Consider the following 19,291-nt stretch of genomic DNA (forward strand, 5'->3'; position numbering starts at 1 on the left):
AGCCGCCGACCGTGACCAAGAACATCTCGCGACTCAAAGCTGCTGGCCTGGTGCGGCGGGAGCCTTACCGCGCCATATTCCTCACCGATGCAGGGCAAGACCTCGCGGAGACCTGTCGACGGCGCCACAGGATCGTCGTCGCCTTTCTTCTGAGCCTGGGGATCGACGAAGAGACTGCCGAACGCGATGCGGAGGGGATCGAGCATCACGTCAGCACGACCACGTTGGAGGCGTTCGAGAGGCGGCTAACACAGAAATGAGTGTGCGGCGGAACTCGTTCGGGCGCTTCTGTGAAGGGCCTCCACGCGTCTGAAGGGTTCAGGCTAACGCGGATTCTACTAGCTGAGAATCCGCGAAAGAACGACGGTTGCAAACAGGGCGACGACTCCGAAGGCGATCGCAGACGCTGCTGTATACTGAAGAATATCCAGGCGATTCCCCTTCCTCCGTCGTGCCAGGTAGCCACCCCAGATCGCCCCTCCGACGGCGCCAACAATCTCAAGCATCAGGATTCCTCCGTTCCAGAATTCACCGCCTCGGGATATCGTCCGGACAATCCAGCGAGCCAGCTTGAGGCCCAGCACGCTACGATGAGCACCAGAAGGGTCCAGTCACCGAAACGCGCATAGAGCGTGGGGGCACGCGGGCCCGGCAGGCCGGCATCGATAGTTCCTGTTTCCCCGGTATCGAGACGCGCGACTACATCTCCATTGGCATCGATCACAGCGGATATCCCGGTGTTGGCCGCGCGGACCACGGGAAGACCTTCTTCGACCGCGCGCATGCGCGCGGCTGCAAGGTGCTGCTCGGGTCCGATGCTGGTTCCGAACCAGGCATCGTTGGTGGCGTTGAATATCCAGTCGGGTCGAAACAGGCCGTCGACGACGTGTCCAGGAAAGATGATCTCGTAGCAGATCGCCACGGCGACGAGCGGAGCCCCGGGAATGGCAAGGGTGCGCGGCCCCGGCCCGGGCGTGAAATCGCCCAAACCTTCCGTCAGACGCTCGATGGGCAGCCAGTCCCGGAGGGGGACGTATTCCCCGAACGGCACGAGGTGGTGTTTTGCATATCCGGTCAGGATTTCTCCACTGTTGTCATAGGCCTGCACCGTGTTGAAATAGCTTGTGCCACCATCCCTCTCCACACGATCAGGCACTCCCGTGAGCAGGCGCGTGCCCTCAGGCAGGGCAACGGCGATCCTTGCACGCGCAGGCGCGTCTTCGTCGAGAAAACCGGGAAAGGCCGTTTCCGGCCAAAGCAGCAAATCGACGTTGCCGGGACGAGTTGAGAGGTCGAGGTAGCGCTGAAGGGTCGCGTCCCGGTTTCCGGGCGCCCATTTTTCACGCTGGGGCACGTTGCCTTGTACGATGCGCAGGTCGACCCCAGGCGAGGGCGTCTCTGTTCCAAGGCGGAGCGTACCGGCACCCCATAATCCAATGATGGCCACTGCGCACAACACCAGAACGGCCGACTGTTGGCGTGGCGCGACCGAATACGCAGCTCCCGGCATTGCGCCGACAAGGACGGTGAGAAAGCTTAACCCGTAGCTTCCGACCCAAGCGGCTGGCTGTCGCAGCGCGGCATGATCGACCAAAGCGTAAGCGGCCAGATTCCAAGGAAATCCAGTCAGGACATGACCCCTCAACCATTCCGTCGCCACCCAGCTGGTTGCGAGAAGCAGACACGCGGCAATGCCCCCGAGGGGCCTGCGCTGCGCGATGACGGCAAAGAGCGCCGCAGCCATGGCCGGAAAAATGGCAAGGCCCGCCGACAACCCCGCGACGGCCGGGATCGCCAGCGCGCCGAAACGTTCAGCATCGATATAGAAGCTCTCCGCGATCCAGGAGATCCCGAATCCGAACTGGCCCAGTCCGAAGGCCCAGCCGACAAGGAAGGCACGCAGGGCCGAAACTTTGCGCAGGACGAGAAAAAACGCGGAAAATGCGACAGGGACCACGACGAGCCACGAAAACGGCGGTAGGCCCACAACCGTCAATCCGCCCGCCATGCAGGCAAGACCCATGCGCGCGAGCAAACTATAGTCCCGCCCAGCGAACTTCAGCAAACCTGGATTCATGGATCGGTCCGAAGCCGGGCAGCAACCCACGGCCCAACGAACAGCAGCCCCACACCGCCAACCACGAACACGTCGGCCATGTTGAAGGCAGGCCAGTGCGCCGTCCCGATGTAGAAATCAAGGAAGTCCGTCACACCCCGAAACCGGACGCGATCCAGGACGTTGCCGAGTGCACCGCCGATGATCGCACCATAGGCAACGGCCTCGATCCGGCTGCTGGTACGGACCAGCATGACCGTCAGCCAGACGCAGATTCCAAGCGCCAGGACGACAAGGCTCCACCACGGCGCGCCGCCGAGAAGCCCGAAGGTCACCCCGTCATTGCGCAGGTAGCTGAAGTTGAAGCCGGGCACGACCGGCCTGCCGGAACTCAGGGCGGCAGCATTGGCGACAACGATCGCTTTGGTGGTCTGATCGACCACGAAGGCAATCAGGGCCGCAAACAGACCGATCAAGAAAGAGGCGTTCAATTCTGGCATTCGCTCAGTTCGTTCAGACATCGAGGAACAACGTCATGACGAACCGTTGCCGCTGAGGAACCCGGCCGAGCGCGGACCGATCGACATCCGGGAAAAATCACAAGGTCGTGCAGGAAACCGCCATCCCCGTACTTTCTTCTGCGTCGCGAATTTGAAATACAGAACGGAAACAAAAGGATTGAAGTTTCATGCTGACCAGACGCCACTTCATCGGCGCAACCGCCGCCTTGTTCTCGCCCGCGATTGCCGGTGTCGCCCTTGCCGATTCCTGGCCGACCGAAGACCAGAAGGCCGCGTGGGACGCGCAAGTGACGCCACCGGGATACGATCCGGCCACGACGAACCCGTGGGGTCTGCATCCGCGTCTGCTGCCGCAGCGGGTCGAGGCCCGGGCCGGACTCGTTCCGGGGGACATCCACGTCGATGCGACCGCGCGCTACCTCTATCATATCGAGGAAGGCGGAACGGCCATGCGCTATGGTGTGGCCATCGGTCGGGGCGGCCTCTACGAGCCTGGCACCTACACGATCCGCCGCAAGGTGGAGTGGCCGCACTGGAAGCCGACGCAGACGATGATCGAGCGGGAACCCGAAGCCTACGCGCAGTATGCCGACGGGATGGAGCCTGGTCCCCAGAACGCCCTCGGATCGCGCGCTCTCTATCTCTATGTCGGCGACCGGGACACCTACCTTCGGATCCACGGCACACCTTACCCCCGCTCGATCGGAAGTCGGGCCAGTTCGGGCTGCGTGCGCATGGTCATGGCCCATGTCAATGACCTCTACGAGCAGGTCGAGACCGGGGTGACCGCTCACCTTTACCCCGCTGCGGGCGACGGGCCAGTCACCGCGCATAGCTGACGACCCTCCGATCCTGGGGAGATCGCTCTCCTCGGCCAGGGGACCGAGGCGCGCCGATCCAGCCATCACACCTCGGCCACGCGCTGCGTGCAGATTGGTCGGCCGTCCGCCGTTCGGAGCGGAAGCATCGTCGTCTCGACGGGTCCGACGTGGCGGTACCAGTAGCAGCCGTCCTCGGATCGCAACCTAACCGACTGCAGGTCCTGATAGGGCGCCGCCATCGCACTCAGTTGGGTCATCACGTCTGTCGAGATGGTAGTCTCGGCGTCAGCAGTCTCGGTGGCAGGGACGGCGCAGGCGCCGAGGGCCAGCATGCTTCCAAGCAGCAGAAGCGTCTTGCCCGGCGTGCGCGATCGAAGCATGGATCAGTTTCCTTCGTAGCTAGAAAATACTTCCGTCGTGCCGTCGTTGCGGATGAGGAAGACGTCATAGGCTTCGCGCCACCTGCTTTGATCCATGCCGGGCGATCCGAGCGGCATCTCGGGCACCGCAAGACCCACCGCGTCGGGACGCTCCGCCAGCAATCGCCGGATGTCCGACGCGGGCACATGCCCCTCAATCACGTAGCCTTCGACGAGCGCCGTGTGGCAGGAGACCATCCGCTGCGGCACGCCGTTGTCGAGCTTGAAGCGCACCAGAAGCCCCGCGAACATGTCCTGCCCGGTCGGCGCGAAACCGTTCTCTTCCAGGTGCTCCATCCAGGCGAGGCAACACCCGCAGCCGTTGGTCTTGCGGACCTCGATCGGCGTGCCCTGCGCCAGCGCCTGTGCGGCCGGGAAGAACAACAGGGCGAGTGCCAGGTTGGCAAGGGATCGTTTCATGGATCAGAGCCTTTCGGTGCTATTGGGGGCAAAGACGCGCGCGAGGCGTTTCTCTAGACGGTCGCGCGCATCGCTTAGACGGTCGAGGGCCGCAGCGTCGTCTGCAGCCTGTTCCGCAGCCTCGGCAAGGCGGTCATCCGAGAGGGGGTCGGTCGGACGGCCGTTCACACGTACCTCGTAATGCAGGTTGGGCCCTGTCGCGGTGCCCGTCGCGCCGACGCGCCCGATGAGGTCGCCGGCTGCGACACGGTCACCTTGGGATAGTCCATCGGGGACGGCGCTGAGATGGGCGTAAAGGGTCGTGGTTTCCGAGCCATGTGCGATCTCGACCACGCGGCCATAGCCGCCACGCCGACCGATAAAACTCACGCGGCCGGGCGCGGTTGCGTAGACCTGGGCACCGCGCGCAGCAGCGAAATCGACGCCAGTGTGCATCCGCGTGTCGCCGTAGACCGGGTGCGTCCTGCGCCCGAACACGGAACTGAGCCGCGCGCCCTCGACCGGCTGCGCGGAGACGCGCATCACGGCGCCATTGCGGTAGATCGTGGCCGTTCCGGAGCCGTCCTTCGGCCAAACGATCTCGAAAAGCGTGTCGCCAAGGTCGAGCGCCGCGAAGGTCAGGTCCGGCTGGCCGATGATTTCGTCGCCGACCCGCGCCTCGCGCCACATCAGCCTAAGGGTCTCGCCACCGGTCAGGTCGCGCCGGAAATCCACGACACCGCCCAGCATCTGCGCCAGGTCGACCGCGAAGCGTGCCGGAATGTCGCCCGCATCGAGCGCGGCGAAGACCGAGCTTTCGATACGGGCTTCGCCGGCTAGACTGATAATTTCGGGGTCAGGGGCCAAGACGCGCGTCGCAACCTGCGCGCCAAAGACAGCCTCGATCCGGACGCCGTCGTCCACCTCCAGAATGACGCGACGTGGGCCGCCGTCCGGGGTCGCCACGACGCTCAGGACATGGCCCGGACGCAGCCGGCGCAGATCGAATTCTGCCGCAAGCGCAAGGGCCACCTCGGCGCGAACCGGGGCAGCAAGACCCGCCTCCGCGAGAACTGCGTCGAGCGTCTCGCCTGCGGCAATCTCGCGTGACCATGTCCGGAGCGGCGGCTCGATAATGGGCGGCGATGCCTTGACGGTCACGACGGACGGCAGCGCAGGCCGGTTGACCCTCGGGGCAGTGTCCGCACGGGCGAGAGCCTTCGCGACGAGAGGTGACTCGGCGGGCACCGGCGCCGACAACGCGTCAGGAGCCCAGACGGTGGCCTCGGCAAGGGGGGGCGGAACAGGATCTTTCGCCCAGGCGCCCCAAAACGCGAGGACGGACACGCCGCCCGCCGTCATGATCACCATTGCCAAATGCCTTCGCTTCATGTGGCCTCCTCCGTTTCTTCTTCCAGCGCCCGGCGGATCTTGGGCACCGCGAACTCTCTCGGTTCGTGGTAGTCAATCATGGTGATGAACCGACCGGCCGCGTCGAACAGGAACACGCTCGCCGTGTGGTTCATGGTGTAGTCGCCGCCGTCGGTCGGAACACGTTCATAGCTCGCGCGGAATCCTTCCACCGCGCGCGCGATCTGATCTTGCGCACCGGTCCAGCCGCGGATCGCCGGATGGAAATAGCCGACATACTCGGCAATCGCCTCGACGGTGTCGCGGTCCGGATCCACGGTGATGAAGACCACGTTCATCTGCCCGGCATCCTCGCCGAGCGCATCGAGCCAGCCGGAAATGTCCGACAGCGTGGTCGGGCAGACGTCGGGGCAGAAGGTGAAGCCGAAGAACACCATGGTCGGACGGCCAACCAGGGTCTCCGGGCCGACGGGCTGTCCCTCGTGATCCGTGAGACGGAAATCCATTTCCGTCAGCGGCAGCGGAAGCCTTCCCTCAGGATCCGGCGCGCCAGGGCCGTCCACCCGCCACCAGCCGACGAACAGCGTCAGCCCCATGGCGCCCAAAGCAGCGGTGCCGTATCCAAGAGCCGTTCGGCGCCGCATCAGCCGTCCGGCCCGCGCGCCGCGATTCCGAGGATCGGCACTTCGACCGTCACGTCACCGCCATCCGAGAAGCTCAGCGTCAGCGGAAAGCTGTCGCCTTTCGCCATCGGCTCCTGCAGCCGCATCAGCATCGCGTGCAGCCCGCCGGGCGCCAGTTCCGCGGCTTCGCCGGGGGCGATGGTTATCTCGCCCGCAGGCGCCATCGAACTGACACCCTCGGCATTGGTCGTGGTCTCGTGGATCTCCGGCATCATGGCGATCGGCGTGGAAATGCCGGTCAGCGTGACGCCCTCGTCTCCGGTGTTGCGGATCGTCATGTAGGCGGCACCGGGTCGACTGACCCCGATGGAGGCGCGTGCCCATGCGTTTTCGACCACCACATCCTCCGACCCGGCAAGGGCGGCCCCGGATGTGAGGGCCAGTACAGTGAGGGTCGCCAGCAACGGGATGGTGAGCTTCTTCATTCGTGGGTATCTCCTCGTCATGCGCGTCACGGTCACGAGCCACTCGCGGCCACTTCCTCGGCCACCAGCGCGCGCAGTTCGGCCTCGCCGAACGGATCGAGCGGCCGGCCGTTGACGAAGAATGTGGGCGTCTGGCGCACACCCATGGTTTCGACATCGGCGCGGTCCTGGTTCAGGATAGCCACGAGGTCCGGCGCGAGCATCTGGGTGCGTGCCGCATCCACATCCAGCCCCGCGGTTGCAGCGATCTCCAGGATCATCCCAGGGGCCGGCGCGCCATGCGAGGCCCATCGCGGCTGCTCGCGCAGGAGCGCCTCCATCACGGGCTCGTAGACGTCCTGCATCCGGGCCGCCTCGAGCACGCGGATCGCTTCCTCCGACGCTTCGCCGTGGAACGGCGTGTAGCGGATCGCGACGCGCACCGCGTCGCCATGCTCTTCCATGATGTCCTTCATCACCGGATAAAAGGCGCGGCACGCCTCGCAGGCCGGATCGAAGAACTCGACGATGGTGACGGGAGCATCCTCGGGTCCGAGGATCGGGGAGTAGGACCGCAGCAGCGCCTCGCTCTGTTCGGGCGGAACCGTCGCGGTTGCGGCGACGGACGCGGGACGTGTCGTGAACCAGGCCGCTGCGGCGAATACGGCAACGGCGACGGCAACAACGGAGAGCATGATAGCGCGACGATTCATGGGTGCGGGTCCTTCAGAGATAGGGCCGACAGGCTCGCGGTGAGCGTGAAGGCGACAAGCGACAGCAGCGGGATCGGAACCCCGAGGATCAATTGATTGGCATCGGTGCAGGAGGGGCCGGTCGCCGTGCAGGGCTGGATGGGCTCCGGGATGATGCCGACGTAAAGGCCCATGTGCCAGAGCGCGACGGCCCCGCCGCAAAGGCTGAGCGCCACGCCATAGCGTCCAACGCGGGCGTCGCGCCACCACAGGCCAAGGCCCAGAACGATGGGCAGCGGGAACATGAATGCGCGCTGGTACCAGCACAGCAGACAAGGCATCTGGCCCAGCACCTCGCCGATGAACAGCACCGAGAGCGTTGCCACGAGCGCCACCACCCAGGCGGCAGTCAGAGCCGCTTCTCCCGTCAATCCCCGACTCATCCGGCGACGCGCCCCCTCAGATCGGCAAGGATCTCCTCGGCCGGGGTGCCGTAGCTCCAGGCTTTCACATAACCGCCCTGCGGATCGAACAAAAACAACTGCGAGGAATGACCCATCGTGTAGCCGCCGGGTGCCGCGGCCTCCTCGACCTTTTCGTAGAAGATGTGAAAGCCGTCGGCGGTCCGGTCGATCTGGTCGGGCGTTCCCGTCAGGCCCACGATCCCGGCCTCGAACCTCGGCACGAAATCCGCGAGGACCGACGGCGTGTCGCGCTCGGGATCGATGGTGATGAAGAGCGGCTGAACCTGCGCCGCATCCTCGTCCAGCCCGTCCATGACGGCGGCGACCTCGGCCAGCGTCGTCGGGCACACATCGGGGCAATTGGCGAAGCCGAAGAAGACCAGCATCCACTGGCCCGCGTAATCCTCCTGCGTGCGAACCATCCCGGTATGATCCGTCAATTCGAAATCCGCACGAAACGCAGGCTGGCCCTCCGCGGCCTGGTCGGCTCGATAGTCCGCCCAGAGCAGCAACCAGACGAACGCCAGCGCCGCAACGCCCACGAGCGCCCAGAGGAACTTTTGAAGAAATGTCAGTCGCAATGCGCTTGGCCTGCCCGTGATTCTTGATTTTGTGGCCGTTTACACCCTCAAGCCACTAGAGGTTCAACCCGCTTGTTCCGTCGTCGTGGTGGCTTCACGGACCTGTGTAGAGGCTCACGGCCTTGCCAATCGGTGCGGCAAAACCTACCAACACTGAAGCATTACGGAGGCGCCCATGCTGACGATCGGCAGTCTGGCCAGGAAAACCGGCACCAAGGTGCAGACGATCCGCTATTACGAGCAGATCGGTCTGATGCCGGAACCTGGCCGGACCGAGGGTGGCCAGCGCCGCTATGGCGACGATGATCTCGACCGGCTCGCCTTCATCCGGCACGCGCGTCAGCTGGGCTTTTCCCTCGAAGCGATCCGGGAATTGCTGGACCTCAGCGATCACCCCGATCGGCCGTGCCTTGAGGCCGACGCCATTGCGCGCCGGCAGTTGAAGCAGGTGGAGCAGCGCCTTGCGCGACTGGAAGCCCTGCGCACCGAACTCAAGCGCATGATCCACGAGTGCAGTGGCGGGCAGACGGCCGACTGCCGCGTGCTGGAGGTGCTACGTGACCATTCCGAGTGCCTGACGGACCACGACGAGATCGGCGCCTGAGATGCCCGCGGCACTCGCCTATCCGCTCGCAGCCTTGGCCGAGATCGCCGGATGCTTTGCCATCTGGGCGTGGTGGCGCCTCGGCGCGTCCGCACTCTGGCTCGCGCCCGGCGTGGCCGCGCTGGTGGCGTTCGGCTGGCTTCTGGCGCAGGTCGACACCGTGGCCGCGGGACGCGCCTTTGCGGCCTATGGCGGGGTCTATATCGCGGCATCGGTTCTGTGGATGTGGCTCGCGGAAGGACACAGGCCGGATGGGTGGGACGTTCTGGGAACCGCGGTGTGCCTGATAGGCGCCGCAATCATTCTGGCCGCCCCGCGCGGGGCGTGAAACGCGCGCTGGCGGCTCAAACAGGTCGGCACGCTTGACGGACCACGGAGACATCAGTGCGTTCGCCTTTCAAATCTACGGATTCGCGATCTGCTGGCCGCATTCATGTGATAATGTCAGAGAACAGACCCGCTGCAGGTGTGGGCGCGACGCATGACAACAATGGGAGTGAACCGCAATGAAGCAGAAAACCTTATTCGGACTCGCCGTGGCCGCAGTGCTCGGCCTGTCGGCGGCAGGTGCTGTGGCGCAGCAGCATAACGGTGGCTGGTGGGGCTCCGGCCACATGGGATCTGACCACATGCAAGGTTGGGGATGGGGTCATATGGGCCCTGGTCAACAAATGCGCATGCAACGGCATTGGACGTATATGAACGAAGGGGTCCCTACAGCCTATCGCGGCGCCCGCAGCACGGTACGCGGGACGGCACAGGTCATTGAGGAAGGCAAATCACTCTACGCGAACAACTGCGCAAGTTGCCACGGAGCACAAGGCCTCGGAGATGGTGACGCCGGGCGGTCACTGGTTCCGTCCCCGGCTCTTATTCAAAGCCTTGTTCAAATGCCCATGGCGGAAGATGAATATCTTCTCTGGACGATTTTCGAGGGTGGCCAACGGTTCGGCACCGAAATGCCGGCCTTCGAGGGCAAACTGAGTGAAGACGACGTCTGGAAGATCGTTGCCTACATGCGTGCCGGATTTCCGTGATTGGCGGCTTGTACTGGATGCCGGCATAGTGGGCATTCTTAGTTCTTGAACCTACAGTCGCTGCAGCAATTATCTCTCTCCCATACCGATTCGAGGAGAGATGTCATGATCCACGCCGACCCATTGCTCGCCCCCACGCGGCTCCTCGATTTCGAGAGCCCGGCAATCGCGGCGCTATTGGAAGCGCGGGGTTGGAAAGCTTTGCCGCCTGACGCGCGGATCGGGGCCATCTACGATTTCGTCCGTAACGAAATCGCCTTCGGCTACAACCGCACCGACGACATCCCGGCATCGCAGGTGCTGGCGGATGGTTTCGGCCAATGCAACACCAAGGGCACATTGCTGATGGCGTTGCTCAGGGGAGCCGGCATCCGGTGCAGATTGCATGGCTTCACCATTCACAAGGCGCTCCAGCGCGGTGTCGTCCCCGAGCTTGTTTATCCGGTCGCGCCCGCGGAAATCCTCCATTCCTGGGTCGAGGTGGAGACCGGCGACACGTGGATCGACCTGGAGGGTTTCATCCTCGATGCGCCGTACCTCACGGCGCTGCAGCGTGCGTTCAGCGAGAGTGACAGCCTCTGCGGCTATGGTGCGGGCACCGAGTGCCTGAACAGTCCGCCGGTCGAATGGACGGGGGCCAGCACGTATATCCAGAAAACCGGCATTGCTCGGGATCTGGGAACATTCGAGACGCCGGACCAATTCTATGACGTGCACCGGCAAGCGTTCGGCCAGCTGCGCGATTGGCTCTATCGTCACATCGTCCGGCACTGGATGAATGCTCGGGTTCGCAGGATCCGCGATGGGAGCCTGCCTCTCAAGCCAGGCACTGCCCGGCTCAATCACCGCCACGAGGGGGACGCACATGCCGCATGATCATGGCCACGCTCATATCGACCCCAAGTCCGGTGATCGCCGCGTCTCCGTCGCGATCTGGGCGAACGCGCTTCTGACCGTCGCGCAGATCGTCGGCGGCATCCTCTCGGGCAGCCTCGCGCTGATCGCGGACGCGCTGCACAACTTCTCGGACATGGCCTCGCTGGTGATTGCCTTCGTGGCGCGCAAGATCGCGCGCCGCCCGGCAGATGCGCGCATGACCTTCGGCTACGGACGGGTCGAAATCGTCGCCGCGCTGATCAACTACACGACGCTGATCCTGATCGGCATCTACCTGATCTACGAGGGCGGGATGCGGATGATCGACCCGCCCGAGGTGCAGGGCTGGACGGTCGTGATCCTTGGCGGCGTGGCGCTGGTGGTCGACACATTGACGGCGCTGCTCACCTGGTCGATGCAGAAGGGCAGCGTGAACATCCGCGCGCTCTTCCTGCACAACCTGTCCGACGCACTCGCCTCGGTCGCGGTCATCATTGGCGGCTCGCTCATCATCCTCTACGACATGCGGTGGGTCGACCCGGCGATCACGATCGGGATCGCACTCTACATCCTGTATCTGGCTGTCACCGAGATTGGCGGCCCGATCCGGACGCTGATGCTGGGAAGCCCTCCCGATCTGGATTGCGGCGCCGTCATCGATGCGATGCGGGGGATCGACGGGGTCGAGGACGTCCATCACGTCCATCTCTGGCAAATGCAGGAGCATGAGGCGGCGCTCGACTGCCATGTCGTTCTCACGAACGAAGGCTGGGCCAGGATCGAGGACATCAAGTCGGAAACCAAGGCGCGCCTGAAGGATCGGTTCGGCATCGCCCATTCCAGCCTTGAATTCGAACACGAGGATCACGCCCACACGAACGCCAATCTTTATGGTCATGGCGGCTCGGCGCGGAAGGAGCGGACAGGATGAGACGACCGCTTGTCTTCGCGGGGTCGGCTTTGGTCGCCGTCGTCCTGTTCGTCATCGCAATCGGTACGCTCTTGCCGCAAACCGTGGACGTGAGCGCGTCGACCATGATCGATGCGCCGCGTGCGGAGATCTGGCGGGTCGCCTCCGATTTCGAGGGGGCATTCGAGGACTCGAACCCGGCGCACCGCGGCACCACCGTGCTGAGCGACCCGAAGGCGCCCCTGCGCGACGGTCTCCGGTTCCGCCAGGAGGAGTATGTCGGCGGGCTGCGTGGAGTGCTTGAGGCGGAGCTGTTCGACGTCTATCCGCAAGAGCGCTTCGGCTGGCGCGCCGAGACCGACTACACGCTCTGGGGCCTGCCGGTCGCGACCGTCGAGGAAGGTGGGATCTTCCGGATCGAGGAAAGCCGCGAAGGAGACGGTTTTCGCGTCTCGCATCGCGTCTGGGGAGACTTTCCCGACACGTTCTACGGCCGCGTGCTGAGCTGGGTATCCGTCGCGTTGCTCGACATGGAGACCGACGCCGAGCGCCACACGCGTGTCGAGCTCGAGTATTTCGAACGGCAGCTGGAGGGCGCTCGGGATGGCTGACCGGCTCTCATTCGCCATCCTCGGGGGCTACGGCCAGTTGGGGCGCGCTGTCGCGGCGCTGCTGCTCGATCGTGGGGCGGACAGGGTCACGATCGCCGGGCGCAGCTCCGAAAAGGCCGGCAAGGCCGCGATGGATCTCGCCGGGGGAGACCGGGCCGGCCGGGTCGTGTCGGAACGCGCAGACGCCGATGACGGCGACGCTCTTGCTGCATTGCTTTCCAACCACGACGTCGTGATCCATGCGGCGCCCCTCGACAGTGTCGCATCCGGGACCATGTGCGAGGCGCTGGCGCGCGTGGGTGGCCGACTGGTTCTGCTCAGCCACGATTCTGACGCAATTGCGGGCTTGCAGGCCGCGCGTCCAAGGCTCGAACAGGCTGGGGCGAAGGTGATCGTCGATGCCGGAGCGGACCCGGGTCTGCCAGGTCTTGTCGGACATCTCGCCGCCGAGACCCACGGCGCCGCGGAGGGCGTCGAGATCGCGGCCCGGTACCGAGCGCCGGAGGTCGGCCGAGCCGGTCTCGCGGATATCCTCGACGGCGCGACCGACGCGGCGTGGATCTTCGCGGGCGGCTGGCTGCGCGCCGGGCTCTTCGAGGTTCGTCGTCGAGCCTGGCCCGGCGGGCTCGGAGCGTCGCTCGCATTGCCCGTGTATCTGCCAGAACTCGATGTGCTTCGTCGTCGTCACGAACTTCGCCGGCTCGCGCTCTGGCACGGAGGCCTGAACGGCCTCGCAGACATGGTTGTGTCGATGCGCCGGGTTCTGGGGCGGGTGTTTCCGCGGGGCGTCGGTCTTGCAGCGCTGGACGCCACGATGCGCTTCGCCAATCCGCCACCCTACGGCCTTGGGATTTCAGCGGTTGCAGCCGGACAAGGCCGGCAGTCCGAAGTTCTGCTATCGCACTTCGACGTCTACGAGGCGACGGCAGAGATCGCCGCCTGGTGCGCAGAAGACCTCGCCCGAGACCTTCACCCGGCTCCTTCGGTCCGCGTCGCTTTCGAACTGCTATGCGATGGCGATGCGAAAAACGGCCTGCAGGAGCTCGGCTTCGACCTGATGTTCCGGTGACCGACCGAAGCCCATTTGCCAGGAAAGGGACAGGAGTTCATGTCGTTGGCCTTTTCGATCTCGCGGCGCCTGATGTCGATGGACGACACGTCCTGGCGCCGCCATGCGAACCCATGGAGCGTGTATTCCCGAATGACGCTCCTGCCGCTCTTCGCCCTCGCTGTCTGGAGCCGTGTCTGGATCGGGTGGTGGTCGCTCGCGGCCATCGCGTGCGTGATTGCCTGGACGTGGCTGAATCCGAGGCTGTTCCAGATCCGGCGCCATGAGGACGGTTGGGCGGCGAAGGCCGTCCGGGGCGAGCGCATATGGCTCGAAGGGCCGCCGGAAGCCGTCGTCGCCCGACACGAGCGCGCCGTCACCGTCCTCGGCTCGGCCACAGTGATTGGCGCCATCGTGCTCGGATGGGGGCTCGTGGCCCTCGACCTATCGGCAACATTACTTGGAGGGATAATTGCGATGGGCGCGAAACTGTGGCTCGTCGACAGAATGACCTTCGTTCACGACGCAATCGCGTCGGACCACGAGTGCGCTTAGGTGTAGGAAACGCAGCGAAGACGAGCCAAAATTCTGAAAATAAACGATTTTAACGTTTTGGTGGCGACCAGCTGAAGCCGGAGAACGTTCGATCCCAGTCCCTTCCTCTCCGCCACTTGCCCTTGCGAAAGTGTTCTCCCCATCCGACAGCGGCCAGATTTTTTCGTTGTTTTCGAGGGTTATGCGGGTGAGGCTGAGCACTGGGCAAGCCGTCAGAAGGCTTGGGAGGGGTCTCTCAGGGCCGATATTCTCCAGACCTCTCGACTGTGCGGATCTGGTGTAGAGCCTGTAAGCTCTTAAAATAGCAGCGAGAAATAGCGGCCTGACCTGAACACTTCGAAGTCAGTCGCATCCGAGAGACGGAACAGAAGTCGAACCGAACCGCGGACGTTGGTCCGGTGGCCGAGCTACAGACTTCATTTCTTGCTCCGTTTGCCGGCCGAGCGTCTGCTGTCCCCTGTCCGATGGCTGCTCGTTCGACGACCTGACGCACTCTTGTGAATTGGCATCCGTTCGAAATACTATCGCATAATCATTGGCATGCCGGATCGGACAAAGTGGCAAAATCGCAGAAGACACAGGTGATCGAGCACTTGTTCGAAAAGCACTGGGACGCGGCGAACGGCGCTCTTGGCAAAACGCTCATGAGCCTCGACGATGTGGCTCAGGCGATCCGCGAATGCAACAAGCTGTACGGCTCGACCCTAAGCGACCGGAACCCAGCCAACTTCATGAAGGATCTGCTCCGCGGAGCGAACGCTTCGAAGAACTGGCCTGCCTCCGTTGCAGCACGACGGTTCACAGGTATCCAGCGCACAGGCGACGGGGAATGCTTCGAGTTCATCCCCTACCGACCTGGTCAGACGGAGCCCTTTCCGGACGCTTTCAAGGTTCGCGAGGACGCACCGCGTTTCCTCGTGCAATCGATCAGTCTGCCGCTGGCCACAAAGTCGCTCGGTCGATCCGATGAAACGTGGCTTATCCAGACGGCCATCAATCTCCGGGTGGTAGAGACGCACTTCGCAGTCGCTCCAGCGTTTCCTCTCCTCGAGCTTACGCACCTGCAGATGGGCATCAAGCTCCGCTCGACAGAGATCGATGCGCTGTTTCTGGGGAAGGCCGGCAACCCCAAGAATCCAGATTCTGTACTGGTTACCTGTGAGGCGAAGCAGGCCAAGGATCCATTGATTCCCAGCCAGATCATCAATCAGGTTCAGGCTGCATTCGCGGAAGCAGAAGTCGACACGGTCGTCCCGATCGGCCTCCGAACCGTCAGAGGCGTCGGCTTCTATCTTACGGAATTTGAGGCCGTCAGGAGAACCGACGCACACGCGCTCGATGAGCTTACGCTAGCCAGCGACGCCATCTACGAACTCAGGCCGCCCGTTAAGGGCATATGAGGCCTCGATTTCTTCCTGCTTTCGCTTCTTGGCGCCGCTCTTCTTGTCCCGTCGACCTATTGGGTTTTCGACCTGGAAGTGCGCTGCGGCCTCGGTGTTGCCCATGGTCAGGAGCCGCTCGTCGCCAAGGGCGATAGCCTCTGTCGGGCGAGTGGGTTCGATGCCTAGGGCTCGAATAACGGCTGCCGCGACGGCGCGTGCAAGTGGCGGCGGTACGGCGTTACCGATCTGACGGGCCCCATGCCATTTGGTGGCATTGAAACGGAACCAGTCAGGGAAGCCGTGAAGACGCGCCATCTCTCGTACGGTCACGCAGCGTGCGTAGGCATAGTGGATCGGCCTCGGGCTCGTGAACGCCCCTCGTGCCGAGTCGGTCCCAGCGCGAAGAGTATTGGATACGCCGTCCGCCGGGAGCTTGAAGAACCGGGAAATCGGCTCGACCCGTCCCTGATCGGTTTCTCGGAAACGACGCCGCGAAATCTCGGTGTGCTCGGTGCGCGCGCTCGAAGTGAGCAGGCTCGGATCCCACTTTCTCGGATGTCCGAAGGCCCAGGCATCGTTTCCAAGCCCTCGCAGAGGTTCGGCATATTTGCTCGGCTTCCCAAAGTCAGACGTCTCGACGTAATCCGACGACCTAAGCTCTTCGAAGAGTTCGGCGTCGGGCAGATCGGCGAGCGCGGCTTGGCACGTCGGCCTCTCGGCAATTGTTGTCGGGTAGGCCGGCACCTCTTCGCCTCTCTTGGCGCCCATGAGGATCAACCTCTGGCGATCCTGCGGCACGCCATAGTCGGCCGCATTAAGAACACGCCAATCCTTCTGCACCTCGTAACCGGCAGCCTCGAACTCTTCGATCAGTTCGAACAGGAATTTCCGGTGCTTTCCGACCGTGAGCCCTTTTACGTTCTCGAAGACGAAATATGCGGCATCGAGTTCTCTGACGATGCGCACGAAGTCCTTGACGAGTCCGTTTCTGGGGTCGTCCAAGGCCCGCTGGCCAATCAGCGAGAAGCCTTGGCAAGGAGCGCCTCCGAACACGACATCCACACGACGGTTGCCGATCCCGGCAGCCGCCCTGATGTCGTCGCCTGAGACGTGCGTGACAGATCTTGGAAGAACGGCGCATCGCGGGAAATTGTACTTGTGCACCGCGGCGTGGACAGGGTCGAGTTCGACGGCCGCGACCACATCGAAGCCGGCTTGCTCGAAGCCGAGGCTCATGCCCCCGGCCCCTGCGAACAGGTCGACTCCTATCGGTCTTGCCATGCCTTGCTCCCTGTCGTTTTCACTCAACATATCGGTGTGGCGCCGGATTGACCAGCGAAACCTAGCTTCTCAGGAAGGCTTCGACACGGCCGACAGCTCCTTCGAAGTCCCTCAGTTCGCACTGCCAGACAACGAGCGGCTCCCATCCAGCTTCCCGCAACTCGGTTAAGGCTCTCTTATCACGTTCTCTGTTTGTTTCAATCTTCGGCTTCCAGTACTCCGGCCTGGACTTCGGCAGTTGGCCCCACTTGCAGCCATGGCCATGCCAGAAACAGCCATGCACAAACACGACCTTCTTCCGCGACGGGAACACGATGTCGGGGCTGCCCGGCAGATCGCGACGATGGAGCCTGAAGCGATATCCGAGCCGGTGAAGGGCGCGGCGCAGGGCGAGTTCAGGCTTCGTGTCCTTCTGGCGGACCATCGACATTATGTACGAGCGGCGGTCCGCTGTTACGTGGTCAGCCATCACGATGGACGCATGGGACTTGCCTGGGACGGATCGCTGGGTCTCTTCGGAACCGCGCGGATCCCACGGAAGCTCCCCCGTTGCGTCCGCGTTTCCACGACGACCTCGCCATTGTCGACATACGCCCGCCGGATGGGCGCCTTGGTCAGGACGGTTCCCAGCGGCCGGCCATCTTCCGTGAAGACGCGAACGCCCTTGCCTTCGACCAGGAGGACCATGCCTCCGCTGACGAGCAGATCGCATTTTGGCGAACAATCATGCACGGCGATCAGGCGGTCGCCGTCGAGCACATAGAGACGGGTCGTGGTCATCACATAGAGGAACGCTTCGGTCTCGACGATGCGGACAGGCACGGAGCCCACGTCGTAGATCGTGGTCGGCGAGCCGCTGCGGTCCACACGCACCACCCGCCCGGCATAGGTGCCGAGCAGAGCGGTTTCTCCCGTCCCGGAGAAGGCTGCGGCATAAATCCAGTCCGCCTCGGCCGCGGGGCCAAAGCTGATCACGATTTCAAAGCCGTTTTCACCTCCTCCACTCCCGTCAAGCTGCTCAGGGTCGAGGCCTGTTAGCCGCTCCGATGCGACATTCACCGCCTTCATCCTTTCCTCGTTTCCCGGATTTACGTCAGGGTGCAGTTCACGCACGAGCTGCCGATATCGCCTTCGGATCTCGTCGGGCGTGACCGGCATCTGAAGACCCATGACCTCCAGGGCTTGATCGATTTCCGCCGCGGTCCCGAAGCTGGACCCGCCTACCCTGATGCGGGTGGGCTCTTTCGCCGGCATCCTGAGCCCCCATAGGCGCTCTCCTTCCCGGTTAACGCACCACGCTTCGTCGACGTGAGTGAAGAGGTAGCGGTTCCGATCCGGTGTCAGTGCTATACAGCGCAGAGCGCGATGTGCCTCGCTCTCTGCCAAGCCGAGTCGTTCGCGGTTGGCGGCGACTTCCGGGGCGGCCTCCAGATCTGTCTCGAAATCGATGCCAAGGTCGCCACGATAGACGGTCATCACACCGCTCTTTGAGCGCAGCGCGAAGCCCTCGCCCTCTGGATGAACGGAGATGTGGTAGGCATCGCGGTGTAGGGGCACCGGTGTCCCAGGTCGTCCACTCGCGTCGCTGAACATCACCGCTCCAGGAGCGCCAAGGCTCGCTTCTGACTTCGCAAGATCGTCGAACGACAGTGCGCCGCCGCGCGTGCTGTAATGCCTGCGAAAGGCCGGATCCGGTCGATCCGATTTCGCAATTGCCTCGACGACGATTTCGCTCCAGCATCCTTGAGGGTCTGCGAAGGCTTCCTCTGTGGCAGGCAGCTCGACGGGTCGCTCCCACGCATTCGGCGAAGGCGGAAGAGGCACGATATTCACACGCTTTGGGTCGAGTTCGTGCGGACGCCCGGCACCTCGGTCGCGTCGGTGCGATCCCGGCCTTGCTGGCTCATTGTAGATCGTCGCGGCCGAGGCCTTGGGCATCTCGGCATCGGCGAGATAGAGCTCATAGGTCTTTCCGCTCTTCGCGCGACGGACTTCTCCCGACTTCTCGAGGTAGGAGATGAGCCGACTGGTACGGCGCGCGTCATCGACGCCCAGCACGGTTTTGATCCGGCTTTGCAGGATGCCCGGATTTGCGCGGATCGCCTCCCGGAGCTGGTCGAAAAGGTCGAGGTCGGCTAAGTGTTCCTCCGCCTCGTCTCGGTAAGCTTGCAGATGGTCGAAACTCTGCACGAGGTTCCGCAACTCGCAGAGGCCGTCCCGATCTCCGACGATGGCCATCATCGTTCCGCCTTGCGACAGGGCCGGAATCCGAATGTCGAGCCGCTGCCCGTCGCCTTGAGGATCTTTCAGCCAGTCACGCAACAGCGGTAGACTTGCACGCGCGGCTGCAGCCGCGGTCACATAGTCCTTTGCGGAAACCGAGGAGGTGAAACGTTCGAGCTGCGCGAAATAGAGCTGCCCGGGCAGAGAAGGGTCCGCCATCCGGAGGATCTCAGGCTCCGGCTCGGCAGCGGCCTTACTGCGAGGCTCATCTCGCACAGTATCCGGTGCCGTGGGCTCGCGGGCAGAAGATCCGCCAAATAACCATCTGAAAATGCCCGACATGATACGCCCCA

24 protein-coding genes are annotated in these 19,291 nt (G+C 63.6%); 11 read left to right on the forward strand and 13 right to left on the reverse strand.

The window, feature by feature from the left end:
* A partial coding sequence (locus tag DDE13_RS16410) for an iron dependent repressor, metal binding and dimerization domain protein (RefSeq protein ID WP_111405366.1) occupies positions 1-260 on the forward strand: 260 nt, incomplete at its 5' end.
* Positions 261-505: 245 nt separating this feature from the next.
* Here DDE13_RS16410 and lnt read toward each other — a convergent pair.
* Both lnt and lspA read right to left on the reverse strand, forming a co-directional pair.
* Positions 506-2,077 carry an apolipoprotein N-acyltransferase gene (lnt, locus tag DDE13_RS16415; protein ID WP_111405367.1) on the reverse strand — a complete coding sequence of 524 codons (1,572 nt, stop codon included), beginning with the start codon at positions 2,075-2,077 and terminating at the stop codon, positions 506-508.
* Complete coding sequence (gene lspA, locus DDE13_RS16420) at positions 2,074-2,577, reverse strand: signal peptidase II (RefSeq protein ID WP_235868739.1); 504 nt, start codon at positions 2,575-2,577, stop codon at positions 2,074-2,076. The genes lnt and lspA overlap by 4 nt, the downstream gene beginning before the upstream one ends.
* A gap of 167 nt (positions 2,578-2,744) precedes the next feature.
* Here lspA and DDE13_RS16425 point away from each other — a divergent pair, with 167 nt between their 5' ends.
* The gene (locus DDE13_RS16425; RefSeq protein ID WP_111405369.1) at positions 2,745-3,416 is read left to right on the forward strand and encodes a L,D-transpeptidase; all 672 of its coding nucleotides are present in this window, start codon (positions 2,745-2,747) and stop codon (positions 3,414-3,416) included.
* A gap of 65 nt (positions 3,417-3,481) precedes the next feature.
* Here the strand turns inward: DDE13_RS16425 and DDE13_RS16430 are convergent, their stop codons facing one another.
* Genes DDE13_RS16430 through DDE13_RS16465 form a run of 8 tightly spaced genes read right to left on the reverse strand, consistent with a single transcriptional unit; the run spans position 3,482 to position 8,411 of the window.
* Positions 3,482-3,778: a hypothetical protein gene (locus DDE13_RS16430; RefSeq protein ID WP_111405370.1), complete on the reverse strand. Its 297-nt coding sequence runs from the start codon at positions 3,776-3,778 to the stop codon at positions 3,482-3,484.
* Between the two features lie 3 nt (positions 3,779-3,781).
* On the reverse strand, positions 3,782-4,237 hold the full coding sequence (locus DDE13_RS16435) for a DUF411 domain-containing protein (protein ID WP_111405371.1): 456 nt from the start codon (positions 4,235-4,237) through the stop codon (positions 3,782-3,784).
* A gap of 3 nt (positions 4,238-4,240) precedes the next feature.
* Positions 4,241-5,608, reverse strand: a complete 1,368-nt coding sequence (locus DDE13_RS16440) for a M23 family metallopeptidase (RefSeq protein WP_111405372.1) — start codon at positions 5,606-5,608, stop codon at positions 4,241-4,243.
* Positions 5,605-6,231: an SCO family protein gene (locus DDE13_RS16445; protein WP_111405373.1), complete on the reverse strand. Its 627-nt coding sequence runs from the start codon at positions 6,229-6,231 to the stop codon at positions 5,605-5,607. The genes DDE13_RS16440 and DDE13_RS16445 overlap by 4 nt, the downstream gene beginning before the upstream one ends.
* On the reverse strand, positions 6,231-6,695 hold the full coding sequence (locus DDE13_RS16450) for a copper chaperone PCu(A)C (RefSeq protein ID WP_111405374.1): 465 nt from the start codon (positions 6,693-6,695) through the stop codon (positions 6,231-6,233). The genes DDE13_RS16445 and DDE13_RS16450 overlap by 1 nt, the downstream gene beginning before the upstream one ends.
* A 32-nt stretch (positions 6,696-6,727) precedes the next feature.
* Complete coding sequence (locus tag DDE13_RS16455; protein ID WP_111405375.1) at positions 6,728-7,387, reverse strand: thioredoxin domain-containing protein; 660 nt, start codon at positions 7,385-7,387, stop codon at positions 6,728-6,730.
* Positions 7,384-7,797 carry a disulfide bond formation protein B gene (locus tag DDE13_RS16460; protein ID WP_394340306.1) on the reverse strand — a complete coding sequence of 138 codons (414 nt, stop codon included), beginning with the start codon at positions 7,795-7,797 and terminating at the stop codon, positions 7,384-7,386. The genes DDE13_RS16455 and DDE13_RS16460 overlap by 4 nt, the downstream gene beginning before the upstream one ends.
* 8 nt (positions 7,798-7,805) lie before the next feature.
* Complete coding sequence (locus DDE13_RS16465; RefSeq protein ID WP_111405377.1) at positions 7,806-8,411, reverse strand: SCO family protein; 606 nt, start codon at positions 8,409-8,411, stop codon at positions 7,806-7,808.
* Positions 8,412-8,586: 175 nt separating this feature from the next.
* Here DDE13_RS16465 and DDE13_RS16470 point away from each other — a divergent pair, with 175 nt between their 5' ends.
* The 9 genes from DDE13_RS16470 (at position 8,587) to DDE13_RS16510 (ending at position 15,452) form a co-directional block, all read left to right on the forward strand.
* Positions 8,587-9,015: a MerR family transcriptional regulator gene (locus DDE13_RS16470; protein WP_111405378.1), complete on the forward strand. Its 429-nt coding sequence runs from the start codon at positions 8,587-8,589 to the stop codon at positions 9,013-9,015.
* 1 nt (position 9,016) lies between these two features.
* Complete coding sequence (locus tag DDE13_RS16475; RefSeq protein ID WP_111405379.1) at positions 9,017-9,343, forward strand: YnfA family protein; 327 nt, start codon at positions 9,017-9,019, stop codon at positions 9,341-9,343.
* Between the two features lie 178 nt (positions 9,344-9,521).
* Positions 9,522-10,052 carry a c-type cytochrome gene (locus DDE13_RS16480; RefSeq protein ID WP_111405380.1) on the forward strand — a complete coding sequence of 177 codons (531 nt, stop codon included), beginning with the start codon at positions 9,522-9,524 and terminating at the stop codon, positions 10,050-10,052.
* A gap of 105 nt (positions 10,053-10,157) precedes the next feature.
* Complete coding sequence (locus tag DDE13_RS16485) at positions 10,158-10,928, forward strand: transglutaminase-like domain-containing protein (RefSeq protein WP_111405381.1); 771 nt, start codon at positions 10,158-10,160, stop codon at positions 10,926-10,928.
* Complete coding sequence (locus DDE13_RS16490) at positions 10,918-11,859, forward strand: cation diffusion facilitator family transporter (RefSeq protein ID WP_111405382.1); 942 nt, start codon at positions 10,918-10,920, stop codon at positions 11,857-11,859. The genes DDE13_RS16485 and DDE13_RS16490 overlap by 11 nt, the downstream gene beginning before the upstream one ends.
* On the forward strand, positions 11,856-12,449 hold the full coding sequence (locus DDE13_RS16495) for a hypothetical protein (RefSeq protein ID WP_111405383.1): 594 nt from the start codon (positions 11,856-11,858) through the stop codon (positions 12,447-12,449). The genes DDE13_RS16490 and DDE13_RS16495 overlap by 4 nt, the downstream gene beginning before the upstream one ends.
* Positions 12,442-13,518, forward strand: coding sequence for a saccharopine dehydrogenase NADP-binding domain-containing protein (locus tag DDE13_RS16500; protein WP_111405384.1), 1,077 nt, complete (start codon positions 12,442-12,444; stop codon positions 13,516-13,518). Before DDE13_RS16495 ends, DDE13_RS16500 begins: the two co-directional genes overlap by 8 nt.
* A 45-nt stretch (positions 13,519-13,563) precedes the next feature.
* Positions 13,564-14,052, forward strand: coding sequence for a DUF6653 family protein (locus DDE13_RS16505; protein ID WP_235868740.1), 489 nt, complete (start codon positions 13,564-13,566; stop codon positions 14,050-14,052).
* 581 nt (positions 14,053-14,633) lie between these two features.
* Positions 14,634-15,452 (forward strand): hypothetical protein, encoded by an 819-nt coding sequence (locus tag DDE13_RS16510; RefSeq protein ID WP_235868741.1) that lies wholly within the window; start codon positions 14,634-14,636, stop codon positions 15,450-15,452.
* On the opposite strand, the gene DDE13_RS16515 is transcribed toward DDE13_RS16510, so the two are convergent.
* The 3 genes from DDE13_RS16515 to DDE13_RS16525 are packed head-to-tail and all read right to left on the reverse strand — an operon-like array spanning position 15,402 to position 19,157.
* Positions 15,402-16,745, reverse strand: a complete 1,344-nt coding sequence (locus DDE13_RS16515; protein WP_111405385.1) for a DNA cytosine methyltransferase — start codon at positions 16,743-16,745, stop codon at positions 15,402-15,404. The two genes, DDE13_RS16510 and DDE13_RS16515, sit on opposite strands and share 51 nt — an antisense overlap.
* 31 nt (positions 16,746-16,776) lie before the next feature.
* Positions 16,777-17,184 (reverse strand): very short patch repair endonuclease, encoded by a 408-nt coding sequence (locus DDE13_RS16520; protein ID WP_111405386.1) that lies wholly within the window; start codon positions 17,182-17,184, stop codon positions 16,777-16,779.
* Entirely contained in the window at positions 17,184-19,157 is a 1,974-nt protein-coding gene (locus tag DDE13_RS16525) for a J domain-containing protein (protein WP_235868743.1), read from the reverse strand. The genes DDE13_RS16520 and DDE13_RS16525 overlap by 1 nt, the downstream gene beginning before the upstream one ends.
* Positions 19,158-19,291: the final 134 nt, after the last annotated feature.

The sequence above is a fragment of the Meridianimarinicoccus zhengii genome (genome assembly GCF_003254465.1).
Taxonomy (GTDB): Bacteria; Pseudomonadota; Alphaproteobacteria; order Rhodobacterales; family Rhodobacteraceae; genus Meridianimarinicoccus; species Meridianimarinicoccus zhengii.